Here is a 21,357-nt window from a genome sequence, read left to right on the forward strand (position 1 = left end):
TATAAGCACTCCTGATACAACAGCAAGGGCAAGGTCCGTGATCACGGCCCTTGCCCTTTTCATATATTCCATCTCTATCGCATGTTCGAAAATTGATTATTTCGCATTCTCCTTCTCTTTTTGGCTGACGATCATTTCCGTCACTTCCTCGGCCTGAGCCAGGACCGCAATGGGATCAAACGGCCAGAATCGCTTGGCATCCAGATAAAACACGCGATCCTGCTTCACCGCTTCAATCGAAGTCCACACCTTATCCTTCTTATCCATCTCGGCCCCGTTGGACTCATCAAAGAAAATATAATCGCCTGCATAATCTTTGAGCACTTCCAAGGAAACCTCCTTGTAAGTCACGTTGGCATCAATCAATTCCTTTTGGATCGTTGCCGGAGGCGTTAGCTGGAGTTCCTTATAGATGGCCAAGCCCCCGCGATAAATGCCGTCACCGTACAGGTAGAAGGTTTTGCCGAATGCGCCGAAGATCGAGAACGTCTCACCTTCTTCCAACACACCGTTCACTTTTGTGCGCAGCGCTTCGATTTTTTCATCAAAACCGGCAAGCCATTCTTTTGCTTCTTCTTCCTTGCCAAGGATTGCGCCGAGTCCCTCTACTTCTTCGTGCACGCCTCGATAGGTTTCATAAGGAAGAATGACGGTCGGTGCGATTTTGGACAATTTCTCGTATAGCTCCGGGTCCGAATTCGCGCTGATAATCAGATCGGGGTTAAGTTCCACTATCTTCTCCGCAGAGCTTTCCCCGGTGTTCTCTATGCCATCGATCAGGTCCTGGATATGGACGTTCTCCAAATCCGTCGCGGTGGCGCCTACCGGCTTTTCTCCGAGCAGCAGCAGCGTCGGCAAGTAGGCATCCACTACAATTCGCTGAGGATCCGTCGGAATTTCGATGTCTCCGTTAACTGTCGGCACCTTTTTGGTGGTTGGGGCTGGGGCTTCAGTCTTCGGAGTATCCGTCCCTGTTGCTGTTTCGCCTGCGGAACCGGCTTGATTCGCCGTATTTCCATTTGCGCCGCATGCCGAGATGAAGATCGAGCATAAGACAAGGATGGTGAGCATGACGCGTAATTTTGACTTGAACATATTTTACATCCTCCTAAGTATGGTGTTGGTTGAATCAAGCCCCGAATTGAGCTCGATGCAAACGGCTGTATATGCCGTGCGTCGCGAGCAGATCCTCATGGGCTCCTTGTTCGGCGATGCCTTTGTCCGCAACGACCACGATGCGATCCGCATTCTTGATGGTTGCGAGCCGGTGGGCAATCACCAGCGTCGTTCGTCCTTCCGAGAGCTCGGCAAGCGCCTGTTGAATCGCCGCTTCGGTTTCCGCATCAAGCGCGGACGTCGCCTCGTCGAGAATGAGGATCGGCGGGTTCTTGAGGAACATCCGGGCTATCGACAGTCGCTGCTTCTGTCCGCCGGACAGCTTCACGCCCCGCTCGCCAATCAAGGTGTCCAGCCCATCCGGAAGCGAAGCAACCAGCTCTTCAAGCTGGGCACGGCCCACCGCTTTCATGATGTCGCTGTCGTCAGCATCTAACCTGCCATAAGCGATATTTTCGCGGATGCTGCCATCAAACAGGAACACGTCCTGCTGGACGATGCCAATATGGGAACGAAGGGATTGCAGCGTCATGTCGCGAATATCGATCCCGTCTATCGTTATCTTTCCGGCTTCCGTGTCATAGAAACGAGGCAGCAATGAGCACAACGTGGTCTTGCCCGCTCCGGACGGCCCTACAAGCGCGACGGTTTCGCCTGCGCGAATGGACAAATGGACATCCTCCAGGACGTGGTCTTTGTTCTCGTACCCGAAGGTTACGCCGTGAAAGGCAATGTCACCAACTACATGGCCGACCGGCTTGGCACCCGGCATATCCGCGACGTCGGGTTCGCTTTCCAGAAGCTCCAAATACCGCTTAAAGCCGGCGATTCCCTTCGGATACATCTCAATGACCGCATTGATTTGTTTAATCGGACCGAGGAACACGTTAGACAGCATGACAAAAGCGATAAATTCCCCGTTGGTCATCCGGCCCTCAATCACGAACCAGGTGCCGCATACCAGCACGAACAGCGAAATGAATTTCATCAGGATAAAGCTGATCGACGAGTTCCAGGCCATGATCCGGTAAGCAATCAGCTTTGTCACGCGAAAACGGTTGTTGTTCTCGGCGAAACGCGCGATTTCATGCTCCTCGTTCGAGAAGGCTTGAACCACGCGGATCCCGCTGACGTTGTTCTCCACGCGTGCATTGTAATCGGCAATATCGGAGAACATGCGCTTGAACGCCGCCGACATTTTCCCGCTGAAATAAAGCGATAAATAGATCATCAAAGGAACGATCACAAACGTCATCACGGCAAGCTGCCAGTTGATCCCGAGCATGATGCCCAGCGCTCCGGCAAGCGTCATGACGGCGATGAACAGGTCTTCCGGGCCATGGTGGGCAATCTCCCCGATATCCATCAGGTCGTTGGTCATTCTCGAGACGAGATGTCCCGTCTTGTTGTTGTCAAAAAAACGGAAGGATTGCTTCTGAACCCGATCGAACAGCTTTTTGCGCATATCCGTCTCAATGTTGATGCCGAGTTTATGACCCCAATACGTAACTACGTAATGCAGGAAAGAACTGACGACATAAATGCCGAGAAGCCCAAGGCAAGCGTATAAAATCCACTTCCAGTTCCCGCTTGGCAGCAAGTCGTCGATCACGCGGTTGACGGCTACCGGAAATATCAATTCCAACAAAGCGGCAAAGATAGCGCAGCAAAAATCCAATATGAATAGCCCTTTATAAGGCTTGTAATAGGAAAAAAATCGGCGCAGCATAAGGACCTCCTTAAATCCGTAATGGCGTTAAAAAATGTGCAAGCCCTTACCCTTCGCAAGTTTGCGCTAGATCCCAGCGATCTTGGGCAGCTAAGCTTTTGTCCTGGATAGCAGGTACAGGAAGTACGGAGCGCCAATCACGGCAACCACGATCCCGGTCGGAATCTCGGACGGTTGAATGATCCAGCGGCCCAAAGTGTCGGCAGTGATGACCAGCAAGGCTCCGACCAGCGCCGTTACCGGAAGCAGCATTTGATGCTTCGCACCGACCAAGCGCCTGGCCAGATGCGGCGCTATAAGCCCGACGAATCCGATGCCGCCGCTCACCGCGACGCAGGAGGCAGCCAATCCGACCGCCGCTGCCAGCAGCTTCAATTGCTCCCTTGTAACGGAGGCTCCCAGTCCGGTTGCCGTCGGCTCTCCTAGATTGAGAACGTTCATCACCTGCGCTTTGTACATCACGAAGGGCAGCAGCACAAGCATCCATGGGAGCAATGCCATGACGAACTTCCAACTCGAACCCCAGATGCTGCCGGCTAGCCAAGTGGCAACAAACTGATATTTTTCCGGGCTTAAACGCAGCGTCAGCACGATCATAGCCGCACTGATGCCGGCCGCTACGGCGATGCCCGTCAACAGAAGGCCCGTCGGCTTAAAGCCCTGATTCTTCTTGTAAGCCAGTACGCATATCAATGCGGCGGTTCCGCCCGCTCCAATCAAGGCAAGTACCGGCAGCAGAAAGACCGGGGCCGCGGCCGTGCTCGGAAAAAATGAAATGAACAGCATAACCATTAATCCGGCTCCCGCATTGATCCCCAAAATGCCGGGGTCCGCCAGCTCATTACGAGAAATGCCCTGCATAACGCAGCCGGATATCGCCAACCCGGCACCAATCAGAAGCGAAATGACGATCCGCGGCAAGCGGAATTCGAACAGCACCAGCTCCTGCTTGTCCGTCCCGCCGCCAAACAGGGTTTTTATGACCTCAAGCGGCGACAAGCGAATGACCCCCGTGTTCATGCTGATCAGAAATACCAGAATGATTAATGCACCCAGGACAGATAGCGTCATAATCTTGCGCTTCCTGCCTTTACGCTCGTGCATGGTATTGGTAACGGCATCCATCTACAGCTCCCTCCTTTCTTTGCGTGCCAAGTAAAGGAAGAAGGGCACACCGATCAGTGCGATGATCGAGCCCACAGGCGTCTCGTATGGGGGATTCACCATTCTTGCCGCCAGGTCGGCTATGACGACCAGCAAGCTTCCCAGTACGGCCGAGCAGGGAATGATGAGCCGGTAGTCGACGCCGACAAGCTTCCGGGTAAGGTGCGGAATCATCAGACCGACGAAGCCTACCGCACCGACAACCGAGACGGCAGCCCCCGCCAGCACCAGCACGATTACCGTTCCGCCCAGCTTGACAAGTCCCGTTCGCTGACCGAGTCCCTTGGCGATATCGTCGCCGAGGCTGAGCATGGTAATGGAACGCGACAATGCTATTGCACCCAATATAGCAGCAGCGATCCAAGGCAGCATAATTTTCAGATGAACCCACTTAATCCCCGCCGTACCGCCGGCATACCAGAACGCCATGTCCTGTCCGACCTGAAAATACAATGCGATGCCTTCGCTCAGCGCGCTTAGCAGAGCGCTCAGCGCCGCACCCGCCAGAACGAGACGAACCGGTGTGAGACCGCCTTTTGCCATGGAACTGACTCCGTACACGAGCACGGCACCCAGGCCAGCCCCCAGGAACGAGAACAGAATCAGGTACATATAAGGCAATCCCGGAAAAAATGCAAAGCAGATCGCAATGACAAATCCGGCTCCCGCATTTAATCCGAGCAGACCCGAATCAGCGAGCGGATTTCGGGTCATGCCCTGCATGATCGCACCCGATACGGCAAAGCAGGCACCCACCATCGCTCCGCCAAGGACCCTCGGCAGCCGAAGCTCCTGAATAATCTGATGCTCCGTCACATCGGGATTAAAGAAGAACACCGCTTCCCATACATTTCGCAGATCGATGTCGGCCGCGCCGAGCGATATGGATAAAGCTATGCCAAGCACCAATGCTGCCAAGCCCCCGGTAAGAATCAGGGTCGCAGCCCATGGGCGCCCTTTGATATTGGCGTGGGTCTTGGCATCCGTAATACTTGGATTGGACGTGTTTGATGACATCATGTTCCCCTCAATTTCATGATATTGATTATCATTATCATTGGTAACTATAAAATAGACACCTTTCTTCGTCCATGGACAATTTGAATTTCTCCTTGGAAAAAAGTCCATGTCCAAGTCAAGCACTTTTTTCCAGGTCAATCGCAGCAATCCGAATTAAGTGTTCGTTTAAACCCTGATTTGTTGTCTGTTGACATATAAGCCGCCGGTCCATTACAATAAATGCTAATTGAATGAGGCGATGGAGTTCGCCATAACCGCTTCCATAGCTAATGACTCCTACCAGAGGTCGCTTTCCTGGTAGGAGTCTGTTTGTGTATGGGGGGTTAGCGGCGAATTTATAGAAACGGGTGAGCTTGCATGAAGAAAAAATGGATTGAGAGCGCCGGGAAATGGTCATTGGCCATGTTATCCGGTTACTTCATCAAATGGGTCGTTCTGGGAAGCCTCGTGGGATTGATGACGGGCAGTGCCTCCGCCTTCTTTCTCTACAGTCTGGACTACGTGACCTCCCTTCGCTTGGGAAATCCATGGCTGTTATACCTTCTTCCCTTGGGAGGCGCCGCAGTCAGCTTCCTTTATTACAAGTTCGGCAAGAGCAGTGCCAAGGGAAATAATCTCATCCTGGAACAAATTCATGGCGGAACCGAAAGCATTCCATTGCGAATGGCGCCGTTGGTCCTGATCGGTACTTTAATTACCCATCTATTCGGCGGATCGGCAGGTCGTGAAGGCACTGCCGTTCAGATGGGAGGCAGCTTATCGGAGTGGCTCGGCAAACTTATCCGCGTAACGCCGTCGGATCGAAAAATACTGCTGATCTGCGGAATCAGCGGCGGTTTCGGATCGATCTTCGGCACGCCGCTGGCCGGCACGCTGTTCGGGCTTGAAGTCCTTGCCATCGGGCTGGTCTCGCATCAGGCTCTCCTGCCTGCATTCACTGCCAGTATGGTCGGAAATCTGACCGCTACCTCTTTATGGGGCGTCAGCCATTTGCATTATCCGATCGGAGATATTCCGGCATTGGGTTTTATGGTAATCATGAAAGTCGTCTTCGCCTCTATGCTATTCGGTCTGACAAGCCGGCTGTTCAGTGAGCTAACCCATTCGCTCAAGCGGTGGTACGGTTATGTTTTTCACAATCCGATGGTCAAAAGCGCTGCAGGAGGCGTCATCATCATTGGGCTGGTTTACCTGCTCGGAACCCGCGATTATCTGGGGCTGGGCATCCCGCTGATTGAAGCGGCCTTCGCTGGCGAAGTTTCGCCTTTTACTTTTCTGGGCAAAATTATCTTTACCTCGCTGACGCTCGGAGCAGGGTTCCAGGGAGGCGAAGTCACCCCGTTGTTTGCTATCGGGGCAACGCTGGGCAGCGCATTGTCGGAGTGGATCGGATTGCATGCCCCTTTCTTGGCTGCTTTAGGTTTCATCGCGGTATTTTGCGGAGCGACAAACACCCCGATTGCTTGCTTTATTATGGGAATCGAGCTGTTCGGCGGTGAAGGCGCGGTGTATATGTTTATGGCCTGCGTCATCAGCTACCTCTTTTCTGGTCACTCCGGCATATACACATCGCAACTTATAGGCACTTCCAAACACCCGCAGCTTTCGTACCCGCCGGGCACGACCCTTGCCGGATCGAAGGCGTTTAACAAACGCAAAGACAACAAAAAGACGTCCGAGTAATCGGACGTCTTTTGCCTTTACACCGAGCTTTTACGAATCGAGCGGTAGCTGACGAGTGCGAGGATAACCGAGATGGGAATGAGCCACAGGGACAATTCAAAGGCAGTGTGTCTGACAACCCAGTCAATCACTTGCCTCCACCAGCCGTAGTGGGTGACCAGAACGCTGGCCCCCGATAATAGAATGAAATAGGCCGCCATCATGACAAAGGTCTTAATGCCGCGATGACGAAGATAGAACACGCCGATTCCTATCCCGATAAAGGCAAATGTAAGAAGCAATATGAAATAAATGATGAATTGTTCGAATAACGTGCCGTCATTCAAATACGGCAGTTTGAAAAACGATAACCGGTCTCCCCAAGAACTCGTTAAGCTTTCTATTTCGGCTAATGCCAATAATATAATCGACGTTAGGACGCTGTACGCTACCACCATCAGAACAGAACCCAGATAGAAGTCCGTTCTTCGAATGCTGAATCCGAGGGAGAAGGGAAACAGCTGCAGCACCGATACCAGAGCCGCGATAAACACATAGATAAAGATTGTTGCCAAACCCCCGGCATAGATCGCTTCACCATTAACCAATACGCTAATAATGTAGTTGACCAGAAAGCTGAATGCCGTGATGGCCCAGGGCAAATAAAACCAGGATAGTTTCTGTCTCGAATAAATATGGATTACGCCAGGAATTCCGTTCATGGTTGGATCCCCACCTTTTCGTGCTTAGTTAAATATACGATCAATTGTTGAAGGGACACCGGGGTTGTTTCCAAGCCCAATTCCTCCGCCTCTTTTTGCAGCTTCGTTGTCGCGTTTCCCATCACCGTGACGGACAACATGGAAGCGAACGATTCCCGATGTATCACTTCATGCTCTTGGATAAACGATTCAACCGTTCCGGAAGGACCGACGATCTTAAACGCACGTCCGCGCAAGTCATCCGTAGCATCGTCAAGTAAGATTCGGCCGGAATCAATGACGATAATATGCTCCAGCAATCTGCTGACTTCATCGATCAAATGCGTGGACAGAATAATCGTGCGCGGATGATTCGTGTAATCCTCGATCAGATGATCATAGAACAGCTCTCTGGCCACGGCGTCCAGTCCAAGATAAGGTTCATCAAAGATCGTTACGGGCGCGCGGCTGGCGAGTCCGACGATGATGCCTACTGATGAGAGCATGCCGCGGGACAATCTCTTTACGAGTCGTTTCATAGGCAGCCGAAATACCTCGATCAGTTTATTCGCATATGCCGCATCCCAATTCGGATAAACGTTGGCGGCAATTCCCATAACGTCCTTGACCGTAAAGATATCCGGATATTTCTGGCCTTCCTTAATGAAGCATACCTGCCGGATCACCTTATGATTTTCGTATGGATGTTCTCCGAAAACGCGAATCTCCCCTTGGCTCGGGAACAGCTGCGCCGTTATCATCTGCATAATGGTCGTTTTGCCCGCTCCGTTCCTGCCCAGCAATCCATAGATCTTATTCGCCTCGATGGTAAAGCTTACATTATCGACAGCCGTCGCATCCTTGTATGCCTTGCTCAAATTCTTTACTTCGATCACGGTTTGGCTCATCAGTCTTGCTCCCCTCTGCGAATCATTTCCGACAATTGATCTTTGGTAATCCCAAGTTTGGCCGCTTCCTTAACCATGGCGACCACATACTGTTCATAAAACTCCGTCTTGCGTTTCTCCATCAGCAGTTCACGAGCTCCAGAAGCTACAAACATGCCAATCCCCCGTTTCTTGTACAAAATTCCTTGATCGACCAGCAGATTAACCCCTTTGGCAGCTGTAGCCGGATTGATCTGGTAAAAGGCTGCAAACTGATTCGTTGATGGAACCTGCGTTTCCTCAGGCAGTCGTGCTTCGATGATGTCGTCTTCAATTTTGTCGGCTATTTGCATGAATATCGGTCTGCTGTCATCAATCTGAAATGCCATTTACCTCACCAACTTTCGTTTATAACCTCGTTACATAATTGGTTAGTTACTTATGTAATTAACCATATAAGAGATGAGCTTCTTTGTCAATGGGTGATCGGAATTTTTTTACAACGCCATGCCATGAACATGGACTTTTGTCCTAAACAAATAGTCCCTGCAAGCCGATAAAATATAGGCACTAATACTACGCCCATTACAGATAAAGACACAAAGGAGCTTGAGAGGAAACATGAAAAGAATCATTGCAATCGTTGTACTGGCCATGCTGACGGTCATCACGCCGCTTTATGCCGCATCCGCCCCCAAAAATTTGGCCTACGTGGACAAGAACAGCCAGTCCTTCATCTCGGTCGGGGTACTCAAGACCTATGACGGTGTAAAGGTAGCTTATACAGCTGCAGAGAAGAAACTCAACATCACACGAGACGATACAGTCCTCACGCTATACCTGGGCAGTCGAAATGCTTATGTAAACGGCAAAAAGCTGCAAGCAAAAGCGGCCCCGTTCTCCGAGAACGGCTCCACATATGTACCGCTGCAATTTGTCAGCCAGCATCTTGGCCTTAAGCTGTCCTGGAGCAATAACAGATCCACCCTGAACATTACGGACGGCAGCGTGTCAAACACCCTCCCCGTTCTTTCGGGGAACATGATGACCGGTTCATCCAAGGCCGTGACGTCGGCCAGAAAAACATTTAAAGTGGGAGCGCGTTCCTTCAGCGCCCAGGTTGTCACCGTTTCGCTGCTCCATCCGAAGGTGGAGTTGGACGTTGTTTTGGCTGGCAATAAAGCAGGCAAAGTCGAAGACTTGCGGAGCATAGCGAAGCGCAGCAATGCCGTGGTTGCCATCAACGGGACGTTCTTTGACGCCTATACTTCGGGAGCGTACAAAGCACCGTACGGTTATTTGGTCAGCAAAGGCAATATTTTTCACAAGGCCTCGGGAGATAACCGGACGATCTTCACCTATGACAGCAACAATCTGGCGACGATGATGCCGGGACTCGACTTCAAATCCGTATATGAAACAGGCCGTATGGAAGGAGCACTTCAAGCGGGTCCGCGTCTGTTGACCAATGGCAAGATGACGCTGGACGTCAAGAAGGAAGGATTCAAGGATCCGAAGATACTGACGGGCGGCGGGGCGCGAAGCGCGCTCGGCATCACGAAGGACCACAAGCTGATTTTGTTGACGACAGGCGGCGCTACCATTCCCCAACTGGCGGAAATCATGAAGCAGGCAGGTGCCTACCAAGCGATGAATCTAGATGGCGGGGCCTCCAGCGGATTGTATTATAACGGCTCTTACTTAACGACGCCAGGCCGTCAGATCAGCAATGCCATCGTCGTAAAATATAAATAATGAACCCTCTCCTCTGGTTAACCGGATCTTCCGCCGGCCGCCAGAGGAGTTTTATTTTATGAGCAGCACTACCTCCGTCTCGAACCGCATATGCTGATCAAAGAAATGTTTCACTATAAGGACCATTTGTGTAAATATATAGCAAACTGTCTATCGGGAGCCATGGGGAAGTTCGTGGTTGATTCAGCGGGGGGTGAATTCCATTACATCGTCAATAGCGGGTATTCGGACGAGAGTCAGGGACACCATGGAGCGGATATACGGGGTCTTGAGGGAATGGATCGGAAAATATCCTATCCTTTCCAAGGTATATCACTTGTTTTCCTGGATTTCCTTGGCGGTGCTCGTTGTAAGTCTGGTTCTGATCGAAGAATCGCGTACCATGCTTGTTCAATATTTATGGTCCTTCTACGTGCTGCTGCAATTTTGGCTGTTAAGCCGGAGCAAAACGGTCGCCTGGAAGCAGGTCAGCTTATTTGTTCTCTCGGGCGTTCTCTTGGTCATTCCCTTGACCAACGGGACCATGCAGGGTCTGCATATGATATTCGGAGGACGGACGACCGACACATGGTCATTTGCCGTCATGACCCCCATCATCGAGGAAATTTACAAGCTGCTGCCGCTGGCAGTATATTTGTTTTTTTCAAGAAGAGCCACTTCATTGAGCCTCGGCGATTACGTATTATTGGGCGCTGCTCCCGGCATTGGCTTTCAATTTATGGAGGAGCTGTCTAGACGGCTGGTCCAAAGCAATTACGGAGTTTCTTTTCTTGGCGGCAAAACGCTGCATTGGGAGTTCTTCGATTGGTTTCCCGGCTACTTCGAGGAAAGCTTTATTCCTACCATGATGAATGTTACGCATCCTGTACATAGTGCCATGATCGCGCTCGGCATCGGCCTCGCTTTTCGTTTCTCCAAACGCCTCACTCGTTGGGCCTATGCTTTTCCGGCGATCCTGCTGCTCTGGGCTGTCCTGAATCACGCAGCCTGGAATGGCCAGAATCGGCTGCCGGATTGGATACTTACCCTTCATGAGTGGACCGGGGAGGGCTACCGAACCGAAGGATTCTTCCTGACCCTGCTTGTTATCGGCTTGTTCATCGACTACTGGGACCTGCACCGAATACGTGACCGACTGCCTGTGCTTAAAGGGGAAGCCCTCATCAACCCGATAACGGAGTTTTGGCAGATGACGCGGGCTTTGTTTACGGACCGGAAACGCCTGGGCTACTTGTTCGGTTTCTACCGCCAACGGCGCGAACTCGGATACTCGCTGCTGTACGGCAATCTCGAAGCCGCGGGCCAAAGGGATCAGGTTCAGGACAATGTAAGAACGTATTCAGCCGCTCTGGGAGCCATCGGAATCCTCATGCTAGCTGCCGGGATCCTATCCAGCGTTGGCGATTTCATGACGGCAGCGGACTCTTCCTGTTTTGCGTGCCTGTTCGACTCCCTCCAAAATTGGTGGGATCGCCTTAGCGGCTGGGAACAAGCGGGAATCATACTGGGCGCCTTTGCCCTGTCCCTGCTGTTTGTCAGCTTCTGGCCTGCACTCGGCATTGCCATGACAGGTGCCGGCATTGCGGCAGGGGGACACGAAATCGCTGGATACATCCGCGATCCGAAGAAGCTGCTTTCTCCTCAAAATGCGGCCGCTGCCGTGTTAGCCGTGATCCTCAGCCGGATCCCGGTCGGCAAAGGTCTCTCGTGGTTGTCCAATAAACTGGGCCCGCGGGCAAGAAAGTGGTTGGACTCGCTCACCGAAAAGTTCGGCTCGAAGACGCGCGATGAGCCGGATGGACCCCATGAACAACCAGGAGATAACCCGCGGAAGCCTGATGATGAACATGAGAATGCTAAGCCGGACGAAGACAAACCGAATCAAGATAAACCGGATAACGATAAGCCCGATGAAAATAAGCCGGATGAAGATAAGCCGGACGAATCAAACGACACCCCTCAAGAGGTACCGAGATATTCCGGAGAGCTGCAGAAGGTCAACAAGCCGGACGCAGCGGCCGATGCGCTGGCGGAGCGGCTCGGCGGAGAATCGAGGATGAAGTTTGATTCCGATCCCATCGGCCGGGAATTCGACGCAATTAGCGATGAATACGTCGCTCAGACCAAGCCTGCCCTCCAGCAGGTGAACAAAAAGGTACGCGATCAAATGAAAGCGACCTTCGAAGCTGCCGAGCAAACCGGCAGAAAGGTCTATTATCATTTTGAAGGGGAGCCTGCCCAATCGGTTATTGACAAACTGCATGAATACAGCCAAAGATATGGAATAGAAGTCCACATTGATACCGATCCATTATAACGACAAGGAGTGAGCATTCATGTATGAATTTCACGGCTGGGCTACCATTCAAGAGAGTCCTGCGGAAGCGGATGCCGGGCAGCTCGATATGATCATTCAGAAAATACAGCTTAAAATTACCGAATTCGCATGGGGCAGCGGCTTGTTATCCTTAAATGCGGCCAACGGCTCGTATTATCTTCATGTCGGCGGGTTTACCAACCGCAAGGGAGCCGAAGCTGCCGAGATTGTAGCGTTGTACCAATTGATCGGCGAGATTGCTCCCGGTTCATACGGTTTGCTGTACACCCGGGACGATGAGAACTTGGAAGGCTATGATAACGAGTTCCGTGTTCAAGTGCTGGCACGCGGACAATTACAGGAGCAGCGCGACGCGTTCCTCTCTCCTTGCGTGCCGGTGATCGAAGATGAAGTCGACTAACGACGATATCCGTAGGGTCCTTGCTTCGAATCTATGCGTTTCGTTGTCTTAAAAAATCCCGCATCCCTTCATGCCATGTTTCCATGGAAGAGGAGGTGCGGGATTTATGGTTTATCTGAATATGGTCTGGTTCGTTGTAACACTTGGCGAACGAGCTTTCAAAAAGGCTTAAGCACGTCCATTCAATTCATCGATCGTTGATTGAACGATGATCCGTAGGCCATTCAGCATCGTTTCATGCGATAGGGTCGGCAGGGACGGCTTCTCCACGGCCATCTCCGTCGAAGCCGGAAAATGCACGAAGCCGGCAATAGCAGGCCGTTGCTCGCGCCGGATTTCATTCAGAATCGCATACATCGTATTGTTGCAAATATACGTTCCGGCTGTATTGGATACCGCTGCCGGTATCCCTGCTTCCTTCAGCCGGTCGACCATCAAACGGATCGGAAGGGTTGAGAATAATCCGTCCGGTCCGTCAACGTCTATAGGCTCGTCTTGGGGCCGTGCACCCCGGTTATCCGTCATCGTCGATTCCGGCGGTATGTCCTTGATGTTAATTGCAATCCGTTCCGGCATAATGGCGGTCCGTCCCCCCGCCACACCGCAAGCGATGACCGCATCGGGTTCGCATGCCTTCATCTCCTGCAGCAGAATGTCCGCGCATTCGTCGTAATGCACGGGAAGAAGCAGCGTCCGGATCTCGGCGCCAGGAAAGTCCTCTTGCCGGATCTCCTCAACCAGTCTCTCCGTAGGATTGACGGAACTCCCGCCAAAGGGCTCAAAGCCTGAAATTAATATTTTTAGCATATGGCATATCTCCTGTACTCGTTATGTAAGCTGCCTGGGTCATTCGTAAATATTTTACTGATCATTACGATTGGATCGCTTGTACGTTGACGCCCTCGGCTTCAAGCCGGGATCGCAAGGTGGTGGCGAATAGCGATGCGTGCGCACCGTCTCCATGTATGCAAACGGTGTCCGCTGTTATCGGGATCAGCTTGCCGGTCAAGGATACCACCACGTTATCCTTAACCATCCTCACCACCTGCGCGACGGAAGCTTCGGGATCGGTGATGACGGCATCCGGCCGATTCCTCGGCGTGAGGGAGCCGTCGTCCTGGTACGTGCGATCCGCAAACACTTCACTGGCTGTTCGAAGCCCTGCTGCTTCCCCTGCCGCGATCAGCTCGCTGCCTGCCAATCCAAACAGAATGAGGGTCGGATCGATTTGTTTGATGGCGAAGGCAATCGCGTCTGCCAGGGGCCTGGAGGCTGCTGCCATGTTATAAAGGGCTCCATGCGGCTTTACATGCTGAAGCCCGGCTCCTTCCTGTATCGCAAAAGCCATCAAGGCCCCCACCTGATAGGTAACCATGTCATAAGCCTCAACGGGCGTAATGTCCATCCTTCTTCTTCCGAAACCGGCCAAATCGGGCAAGCCCGGATGCGCGCCGACGGCGGCGCCGCTCTGGACCGCCTGGCGCACCGTTGCCCGCATGACGGCCGGATCGCCTGCATGGAACCCGCAAGCGATGTTAGCCGAGGTGATGCTTCGAAGAAGCTCCTTATCGTTGCCCAGCTTGTAAGCTCCGTAGCTTTCTCCCATATCGCAGTTCAGGTCCACTCGAACCATGGCGAAATCACCACTCCTTTAATTTATGCTTGATCATCGCTTCCATCATTCGAAGCTCCCGAGCGCGGGCCGCGTATAACCGTTCCGCTTCCGCCAAGGAAATTTCCGCAAACCGGATGCTGCCGCCTGGCGGCAGCTGGGCGATCAGCGGAATATCGACCGAAGCAACCTGCGCGATTTTGGGATAGCCGCCAAGCGTCTGCCGATCCGCCATCAGAATAATCGGTTGGCCATCGGAGGGAACCTGTACCGTTCCCGGAGCAACCGGCTCGGATACGTATTCCTTCGCTTGCCTTAATGTCAGCGGCGGACCGGACAATCGGTAGCCCATACGGTCCGATTGCGGGGTGACGGTGAACCGTTCCCGGAACAGCGCCTGCTTGCTGTCGTCGTCAAAATCGTCGAATTGACGTCCGTACAGCACGCGTACCACCGCATCTTGCCCGGTGAAGTCATACCCTGGAGCAGAAACAGACCATTTCACGGTGAAAAAGCCGCCGCAATCATCAACATGAAGGTATCGTGTAGACAAGTTCACAGGAAGCCGGGAAGGATGAGCATGCAGCGTATCCCCCTGCATGAGCGCTCTTCCCTCATATCCGCCGATACCGGCCCTTAAATACGTGCTGCGGCTGCCCATGACCGGCGGGACATCAAATCCACCGGATACGGACATGTAAGCGCGGCACCCCGCTGCCGGCTGTTGAAAGCTCAGCACACGGCCCGCTTTGATCAGCACCGGGCGCCACATGGGCACCTTTACGCCATCGATTAGCGGCGATAAATCCCCGCCTGTTAAGGCAATCCAACGATCGTCGTGAAATTCAACGGCCAATCCTGACCATGTGATCTCCAGAACGGCATGTTCACCCTCATTGCCGACAAGTCGATTGGCAAGCCGATAGGCATAGCCGTCCATGGCTCCAGCCGTAATGATGCCGTATCTGCCGTAGCCCTGTCTCCCTATGTCCTGAAGAGTCACAAGCAGACCCGGCTTGATGACGGTCAAACTCATAGGCTCACTTCCCTTAACCGTTCGTATTCCTCGGCTTGAATCGGCCGGAACCGGATATATTGGCCGCTCTTCAACAGCGTTGGCGGCTCGGCGCCGGGACGAAACAAAGCCAGCGGCGTCCGGCCGATAATCTGCCAGCCGCCCGGCGTTTCGATCGGATAGATGCCGGTTTGCGTCCCGGCAATTCCAACGGAACCGGCCGGTATTTGCAGCCTGGGCGTCTTTCTCCTAGGGGTTGCGATTTGTTCCGGGATTCCTCCGACATACGGAAACCCGGGGGCGAAACCGATGGCGTAGATCAAGTAATCCTGCCCGGAATGAATCTTGACGACATCCATGGGCGACAGATCATTCTTCCGGGCAACCTCGTCCAGATCCGGTCCATATTCGCCTCCGTAACAAACCGGAATATCGACAACCTCGTAAGGCGTCCGGTTCTCGTCTGCCGTGTTCGCCTCCATCCGCTGTTCCAGCATCGAGCATACATATGCAAATACCGTATCGAATCCGGCAGGCTTTTCGATCTTATCAAAATCGTAGTAAACCGCGATGCTCGTAAACGACGGGATACATTCGATCCAGCCCATAAATGGCTCCCGTTCCAATCGCCTCGTCATGTCTGTGACCTGACGATGCACCCTCTCGCTCACGAAGTCCGCAAATTGAATGAGGACGGCCGAATCCCCAAGGGGGTAGAACGTATAGGACTTGCTCATCGTACATCCTCCGTTCTGTATGTACTGCCTGATCTCCGTCTATCCTGAAAGGACTATCCCTATGATAGCAGAGAAACAGGCATTCTTTGAATACGAAATTCTATTATCATCGATGAATCATGAGAAACGGGCAGCTCCGTGCCGAACATGCCGCTGGATGCTGTTGCTGCCCTTTTTGCATAAAATTTAGGCATCCTTGGCAAAATACAGAAGTCGTACTAGCATAAGGAGGTGCCACTATGAGCGAACAAAACCGTAACAGCAACGAACCGACAAAAGCGGAAGTCCAGACTACGAAATTGAACAAAATGCCGGTTCCAGGTGAATTTGACACCGAGTTCTCTGCCGAAGAAGCAGCCGAGGTGTTTGAACAGCAGCAGCCTAGCGCGAGTCAAAACACCGAAAACCAATCATAATAACATGCAGAAGACCTCATCGATGATCTGTTGTTTACGGGATCACGGTGAGGTCTTTTTAGTCGGTCATCTAACAAGCGAACCGGATTTGAGGATTAAACCACCCTGCCTAGGATCATCGTTTATATCCCTTTGGTGCCAATCCGTTTCGCGAGCTCCGCCAAATCCTGCCCTTTGAGGGCGCCCTCCACCAGCTGCGGAAGAAGCGCAGGGGTGCATGCGAAGCAAGGGGTGCCGTCCCGGGACAGCTGTTTGGCTACCTGCTCGTCATAAAAGGGTTTACCCTCGTCGGATAAAGCGAGAAGACACATCGTCTTGACCCCCGCTTCCCGCAATTCGCGCATGCGGCGGATCAGTCCGGCCTGATTGCCGCCTTCATACAGGTCTGAAATGATGATGAACAGCGTCTTTTTCGGCTCCTCGATAAACTGCTCGCAATAAGCGACCGATTTATGAATATCCGTCCCGCCGCCGAGCTGGATCCCGAACAGCATATCCACCGGGTCATGGGCACACTGTTCGGTCAGATCAACGACTTCCGTATCGAAAACCACCACGCGGGTGTCCAGCGAGGGAATGCTGGCAAATATGGATCCTACAACCGAAGCCCAGATCACGGATTCCGCCATGGAACCGCTTTGGTCGATATCCACGATGACGGTCCATTCTTTGCTCCGTTTGGCTCTGTCAAAATAGTAAAAACGCTCCGGCACGATCTGTTTGCGGTCCGCATCATAGTTTTTCAGATTGCGCTGTATCGTCCGCTTCCAGTCGATCCCGCTGAGGGAAGGGAGCGGCGTATGCTGCCTGCGGTTCAAGGCCCCGGTCACCGCCCGGCGGATATCCTCGTGAAGGCGCTGAACCAGCTCATCCACAACCGCCTTCACCAGCTGGCGTGCCGTATCCTTCGTTTTCTCGGGGATTTTCCCCTTTAGGGACAGCAGCGTGCCGACCAGCTGTATATCCGGCTTGACCGTAGCCAGCACCTCGGGCTCAAAAAGCAGCTGCTTCCATCCTTTTCGTTCCATGGCATCATTCTGGATGATGGACACCACGTCTTCCGGGAAAAAGGAGCGGACGTCACCCAGCCACTGGGCAAGCCGAGGGGCCGACTTCCCCTGTCCGGCTCCCCGCTGTCCCGAGGGCGCGCCGCCTGCATCCGTCCCGCCGTCCGTATTATCGTATATTGCAGCAAGCGCGCGGTCCATGATGCGTTCTTCTTCCGACAGCTGAATGCTCCCGTCGGGGCTGAAGCCCGCTAGCTGAGGCTCTGCCGACTGGCCCAGAATGAGCCGCCATCGCGATACTTGGTTGGATTCTTGCATACTGCTCATAGCCTAAAAATCCTCAAAATCAAAATCATTCAATTCGTCCAGCATTTTCGCTTCTTCCTCCTTCAAGTCACCGGTCAAAATCTCGGCGGCCTGCTCTGCGTTCACGCCCCAAAGTTCGCCAAGCAGCTCGGCTATCATCGTCTTTTCCTTGGGCGAGAAGCTGCTGAACGCCCTGCGCAGAAAAACAAGGGCGCGCGCGAACTCTTCATCATCCAGGGACAGGATGTATTCATTCAGCTGCTCCCACAAGCTTAACCGTGATAGCAGGGCATAACGGTTCCGCATCGATAAGCCCTCGAACCATCCCGCCCCCAAATCGGCCGGAATGCCGGGGGAGAGTCTGCGCGAAACTTCTTCGGCGCACTGCTGCGCGGAAATCGCGTTCCGCTCCATTAAGACCGCGCAGGCATACCCCGACAGACGGGCATTGAGGTCATCCCTTTCCGACAAATGCCGAAGCTCTTGCAGCCAAAGTTCCTCGTCTACCTGCTCGGCATGCTCCATCGCAACGCTGTTCAGCTCATTCATAGCGGTGATCATCGAGCCGGACACCTCATCGCTGCACTGGCTGCCATCAAGCAGGAACAAGCAAGCGCGCATAAACAGCTGCTGAAGCAGCGGCACTAACGGCTCCGTATCCATTCGCCGGACCCCGCCATAACGGATCATCACGGATAACGACCGGGAAGCGGCCGCAATCTGTACGACATCACGGCTGTCCACAGCCAGCTTCTGCAGGGTCTGCCTGCCTGCTTCCATCTGGTGAATCATCCCGCACTCATAGGCGATTCGGATAAGCGAAGAGGCTTCGGCAATCGAGCTGCAGTCCGCCAGCTTCTGTTGGAGCATATAAGCCGCAGCTACTTCTACCGTCTCTCCCAGCAGCGTGGACTCCACGACCTGGATTTCAACCTCAGGCGTCCATTTCACAACCCAGTGCTCCGCCCACGCCGCCTGCTCCTGCCCGCTCGGCCTCGCGCTGACGAAGTCAATCCCCAGCAGCTTCAAGCGGTGAAACAAGAAGGAACGGTTCAAATCCAGATAGGCGGATTCTTTCGAAGCAACCCTGCGGTTTTCGCGCAAATCCAGATTTACATCGTTGGCCACAACCGATTTATATTTCTCCAGCTTCAACCTTTTGAGCTGGCGGTTCAGGTCGTCCTGGATCGGCGTCTGGCTGACGCCTTCGGCCAGCTCGCCGATCGCCGTGCCGATATCCGTTCGGGCAAGCTCCTCTGCCACGACGGCAAGCTCACCACGCCCAAGCAGCGTCTGGGCCGCATCCCGCAAATCCCGCAAGGTGGGGATGCCGCCCCCATGGAGCGCGGCGAGCGACTCCGCCAGCCGGACGGCTTCGATCACTTCTGCCGTTGACCGGTGGGTCCCTTTCTTTCTCATCGAGCCCGCCACCAAGGATAAATACTGATGCGGCAATTCCGTTAGCGCGCCCTTCAGCATCCGTTCCCACATCATTTCAAAATAATGGGGAGCCGCATTTCCTGCGCCATAGCCGGAAATAGACGACAGTTTATAGTAAGAGTATGGCATCAGGGTCAGTTTGGTTGCCCGGGAAGGCAGCTGAGTTAATTCCTCGTCGCTCATCGGGTTAGACAGATCGCTAAGGGCAGGGGCATGGTATGCCCCGCAGACGACTACAATGCGTTCGGGCTCATGCCCCGCCGCAATCGCTTCAACAATCTGACGGCGCATGTAAGACTCCCGGACGGCATTGTAGGCGTACTCCACTGTATCCTCAAGCCGTTCTCTCTCCTCCGAAAGTTCTCGCATATGCCCGGAAAAAGCCGTTATGGATTGCCGGTAAGACCCCGCGTTTAAATTATGTTCATAACTCCGCTCCCAGTACATATCGTAATCGTATTCGCCAGCAAGCTCGGCTATCCGCTCATATACGGATTTTCCGGCCGGCAGGTTATCATTCGACGGCTCTGCTGCACCTGAAACGCTTCCCGGCTTCCCGGCTTCGGACTCTTCCCCGCCAGAACCGCCTACCGGGCTGCGGCGGAGCTCCTGAAGGCATACGGCAGAGGACGACGGCAGATCGATAAATGCGGCGTAGGCTCCGTGCTTCTGCGCCCATTTCATCGCCTGATATTCCGGAGAATATACCGCAAAAGGCCAAAGTACGGTTTGTACCGGCACTTCTTCGGTAAATGCCAATATGGCAACCGGCGGCTTTGTCGTGGCATGGGCCAGATGCCGGATTTCCCCGCTTGCGTCAGACGGTCCTTCAATGAGGACGGCGGTGGGATCAATCTCATCTAGAAAATCTACTAAATGCTTCGCACCGGCGGGTGACAAATGCCGAACGCCAAAAACATGGATGCCGGCGGCATTCACTTGTTTATCTCCTTACATGCTTGATATAAGCCCCGCCACTCGGCACCGCGCTTTTTCATCACGTTGTCGAGATATTCCTTCCACACGAGCCGGTCCTTATCATCATCCTTCACGATCGCGCCTTGAAGTCCTGCTGCCAAATCCTCGTCGGTGAGCTCCCCGCTGCCAAAGCTGGCTGCCAGCGCCATGCTGTTGGTCAGGAGCGAAATCGCTTCAGCCGTCGAGATTACCCCGGCAGGAGACTTCACTTTTTCCTTTTTATCCAGGGTCATGCCGCTGCGCAGCTCGCGAAAGATGGTAACTACCTTAAGCAGTGCTTCATCTGCAGGAGCAGCAGCCTGAAGATCGTAAGAGGAAGCAATCTCCGACACCCGTTTCTTCACGATTTCGATTTCGGTTTCCAGATCCGCAGGAGCCGGAAGCACGATGATGTTGAAACGGCGCTTCAGCGCGGTCGACATCTCATTGACCCCACGGTCTCTTGTATTCGCTGTAGCGATAATCGAGAAGCCTTTTCGGGCATTCATTTCTTTTCCGAGTTCAGGCACTGATATCGTCTTTTCGGACAAAATGGAGATGAGGGCATCCTGTACCTCCGAGGCGCAGCGGGAAATCTCTTCGAACCGGGCGATCCCGCCCGCTTCCATCGCCCGCATGATCGGGCTCTGCACCAGCGCTTCGGGGGTAGGGCCTTGGGCAAGCAGCATGGCGTAGTTCCAGGAATACCGCACGTGTTCTTCGCTTGTTCCAGCCGTGCCCTGTACGACCAATCCGGAATTTCCATAGATTGCTGCCGCCAGATTTTCGGACAGCCAGGATTTGGCTGTACCCGGTTCCCCGATCAATAACAGGGCGCGGTCGGTTACCAGGGTAGCGACCGCCATCTCGATGAGTCGTTGGTTTCCGATATATTTAGGCGTGATTTCCGTCTTGCCGGCCTTGCCGCCAACGATGAATTTGAGTACGGATTGAGGGGACATCTGCCATCCGGCAGGAATTTTCCCGGTATCCTCCTTGCGCAGCGCTTCCAGCTCATGACGAAACAGTATTTCCGCGGGCTGGCGCATGATATCTTCCAATTGCTCTTGACCTGCTCCCATGGTTCCACTCCTT

General features: G+C 53.4%; 19 protein-coding genes and 1 riboswitch. Of the genes, 5 read left to right on the forward strand and 14 right to left on the reverse strand.

Annotated elements, in window-relative coordinates; genetic code table 11:
• Positions 1–96: 96 nt before the first annotated feature.
• The 4 genes from MHH82_RS19300 to MHH82_RS19315 all read right to left on the reverse strand — a co-directional run bounded on the left by MHH82_RS19300 (position 97) and on the right by MHH82_RS19315 (position 5,026).
• Entirely contained in the window at positions 97–1,095 is a 999-nt protein-coding gene (locus MHH82_RS19300) for an ABC transporter substrate-binding protein (RefSeq protein ID WP_340967466.1), read from the reverse strand.
• 34 nt (positions 1,096–1,129) lie between these two features.
• Positions 1,130–2,845 carry an ABC transporter ATP-binding protein gene (locus MHH82_RS19305; protein ID WP_340967467.1) on the reverse strand — a complete coding sequence of 572 codons (1,716 nt, stop codon included), beginning with the start codon at positions 2,843–2,845 and terminating at the stop codon, positions 1,130–1,132.
• A 90-nt stretch (positions 2,846–2,935) separates the two neighbouring features.
• Complete coding sequence (locus MHH82_RS19310) at positions 2,936–3,970, reverse strand: FecCD family ABC transporter permease (protein WP_340967469.1); 1,035 nt, start codon at positions 3,968–3,970, stop codon at positions 2,936–2,938.
• Positions 3,971–5,026, reverse strand: coding sequence for a FecCD family ABC transporter permease (locus MHH82_RS19315; RefSeq protein ID WP_340970050.1), 1,056 nt, complete (start codon positions 5,024–5,026; stop codon positions 3,971–3,973).
• Between the two features lie 228 nt (positions 5,027–5,254).
• Positions 5,255–5,315: riboswitch (Fluoride riboswitch) on the forward strand.
• Positions 5,316–5,386: 71 nt separating this feature from the next.
• Between MHH82_RS19315 and MHH82_RS19320 the strand changes: the two genes are divergently transcribed.
• Positions 5,387–6,712 (forward strand): voltage-gated chloride channel family protein, encoded by a 1,326-nt coding sequence (locus tag MHH82_RS19320; RefSeq protein WP_340967471.1) that lies wholly within the window; start codon positions 5,387–5,389, stop codon positions 6,710–6,712.
• Between the two features lie 17 nt (positions 6,713–6,729).
• Here the strand turns inward: MHH82_RS19320 and MHH82_RS19325 are convergent, their stop codons facing one another.
• The 3 genes from MHH82_RS19325 to MHH82_RS19335 are packed head-to-tail and all read right to left on the reverse strand — an operon-like array spanning position 6,730 to position 8,668.
• On the reverse strand, positions 6,730–7,413 hold the full coding sequence (locus tag MHH82_RS19325; protein WP_015736020.1) for a hypothetical protein: 684 nt from the start codon (positions 7,411–7,413) through the stop codon (positions 6,730–6,732).
• The gene (locus MHH82_RS19330) at positions 7,410–8,300 is read right to left on the reverse strand and encodes an ABC transporter ATP-binding protein (RefSeq protein ID WP_340967475.1); all 891 of its coding nucleotides are present in this window, start codon (positions 8,298–8,300) and stop codon (positions 7,410–7,412) included. The genes MHH82_RS19325 and MHH82_RS19330 overlap by 4 nt, the downstream gene beginning before the upstream one ends.
• Entirely contained in the window at positions 8,300–8,668 is a 369-nt protein-coding gene (locus MHH82_RS19335) for a GntR family transcriptional regulator (protein WP_009591066.1), read from the reverse strand. The genes MHH82_RS19330 and MHH82_RS19335 overlap by 1 nt, the downstream gene beginning before the upstream one ends.
• Positions 8,669–8,900: 232 nt before the next feature.
• Between MHH82_RS19335 and MHH82_RS19340 the strand changes: the two genes are divergently transcribed.
• The 3 genes from MHH82_RS19340 to MHH82_RS19350 all read left to right on the forward strand — a co-directional run bounded on the left by MHH82_RS19340 (position 8,901) and on the right by MHH82_RS19350 (position 12,772).
• Complete coding sequence (locus MHH82_RS19340) at positions 8,901–10,034, forward strand: phosphodiester glycosidase family protein (RefSeq protein ID WP_340967481.1); 1,134 nt, start codon at positions 8,901–8,903, stop codon at positions 10,032–10,034.
• 178 nt (positions 10,035–10,212) lie between these two features.
• The gene (locus tag MHH82_RS19345) at positions 10,213–12,351 is read left to right on the forward strand and encodes a restriction endonuclease fold toxin (RefSeq protein ID WP_340967483.1); all 2,139 of its coding nucleotides are present in this window, start codon (positions 10,213–10,215) and stop codon (positions 12,349–12,351) included.
• Positions 12,352–12,370: 19 nt separating this feature from the next.
• Positions 12,371–12,772 carry an immunity 7 family protein gene (locus tag MHH82_RS19350; RefSeq protein ID WP_009591043.1) on the forward strand — a complete coding sequence of 134 codons (402 nt, stop codon included), beginning with the start codon at positions 12,371–12,373 and terminating at the stop codon, positions 12,770–12,772.
• 168 nt (positions 12,773–12,940) lie between these two features.
• On the opposite strand, the gene MHH82_RS19355 is transcribed toward MHH82_RS19350, so the two are convergent.
• From MHH82_RS19355 to pxpB, 4 genes are all read right to left on the reverse strand, one after another.
• Positions 12,941–13,579: a pyroglutamyl-peptidase I gene (locus tag MHH82_RS19355; protein ID WP_145037880.1), complete on the reverse strand. Its 639-nt coding sequence runs from the start codon at positions 13,577–13,579 to the stop codon at positions 12,941–12,943.
• 64 nt (positions 13,580–13,643) lie between these two features.
• Positions 13,644–14,405 (reverse strand): LamB/YcsF family protein, encoded by a 762-nt coding sequence (locus MHH82_RS19360; RefSeq protein WP_340967488.1) that lies wholly within the window; start codon positions 14,403–14,405, stop codon positions 13,644–13,646.
• Positions 14,406–14,412: 7 nt separating this feature from the next.
• Positions 14,413–15,420, reverse strand: coding sequence for a 5-oxoprolinase subunit C family protein (locus MHH82_RS19365; RefSeq protein WP_145037876.1), 1,008 nt, complete (start codon positions 15,418–15,420; stop codon positions 14,413–14,415).
• Positions 15,417–16,136, reverse strand: a complete 720-nt coding sequence (gene pxpB / locus MHH82_RS19370; RefSeq protein ID WP_145037874.1) for a 5-oxoprolinase subunit PxpB — start codon at positions 16,134–16,136, stop codon at positions 15,417–15,419. The genes MHH82_RS19365 and pxpB overlap by 4 nt, the downstream gene beginning before the upstream one ends.
• 239 nt (positions 16,137–16,375) lie before the next feature.
• Here pxpB and MHH82_RS19375 point away from each other — a divergent pair, with 239 nt between their 5' ends.
• Entirely contained in the window at positions 16,376–16,552 is a 177-nt protein-coding gene (locus MHH82_RS19375; protein WP_186326461.1) for a hypothetical protein, read from the forward strand.
• A 122-nt stretch (positions 16,553–16,674) separates the two neighbouring features.
• On the opposite strand, the gene MHH82_RS19380 is transcribed toward MHH82_RS19375, so the two are convergent.
• Genes MHH82_RS19380 through MHH82_RS19390 form a run of 3 tightly spaced genes read right to left on the reverse strand, consistent with a single transcriptional unit; the run spans position 16,675 to position 21,344 of the window.
• Positions 16,675–17,886, reverse strand: a complete 1,212-nt coding sequence (locus MHH82_RS19380) for a VWA domain-containing protein (protein WP_251496979.1) — start codon at positions 17,884–17,886, stop codon at positions 16,675–16,677.
• Between the two features lie 3 nt (positions 17,887–17,889).
• Entirely contained in the window at positions 17,890–20,244 is a 2,355-nt protein-coding gene (locus MHH82_RS19385) for a DUF5682 family protein (protein ID WP_251496982.1), read from the reverse strand.
• On the reverse strand, positions 20,241–21,344 hold the full coding sequence (locus tag MHH82_RS19390) for an ATP-binding protein (RefSeq protein WP_009591055.1): 1,104 nt from the start codon (positions 21,342–21,344) through the stop codon (positions 20,241–20,243). Before MHH82_RS19390 ends, MHH82_RS19385 begins: the two co-directional genes overlap by 4 nt.
• Between the last annotated feature and the right edge of the window lie 13 nt (positions 21,345–21,357).

Source organism: Bacillus sp. FSL K6-6540, assembly GCF_038007545.1.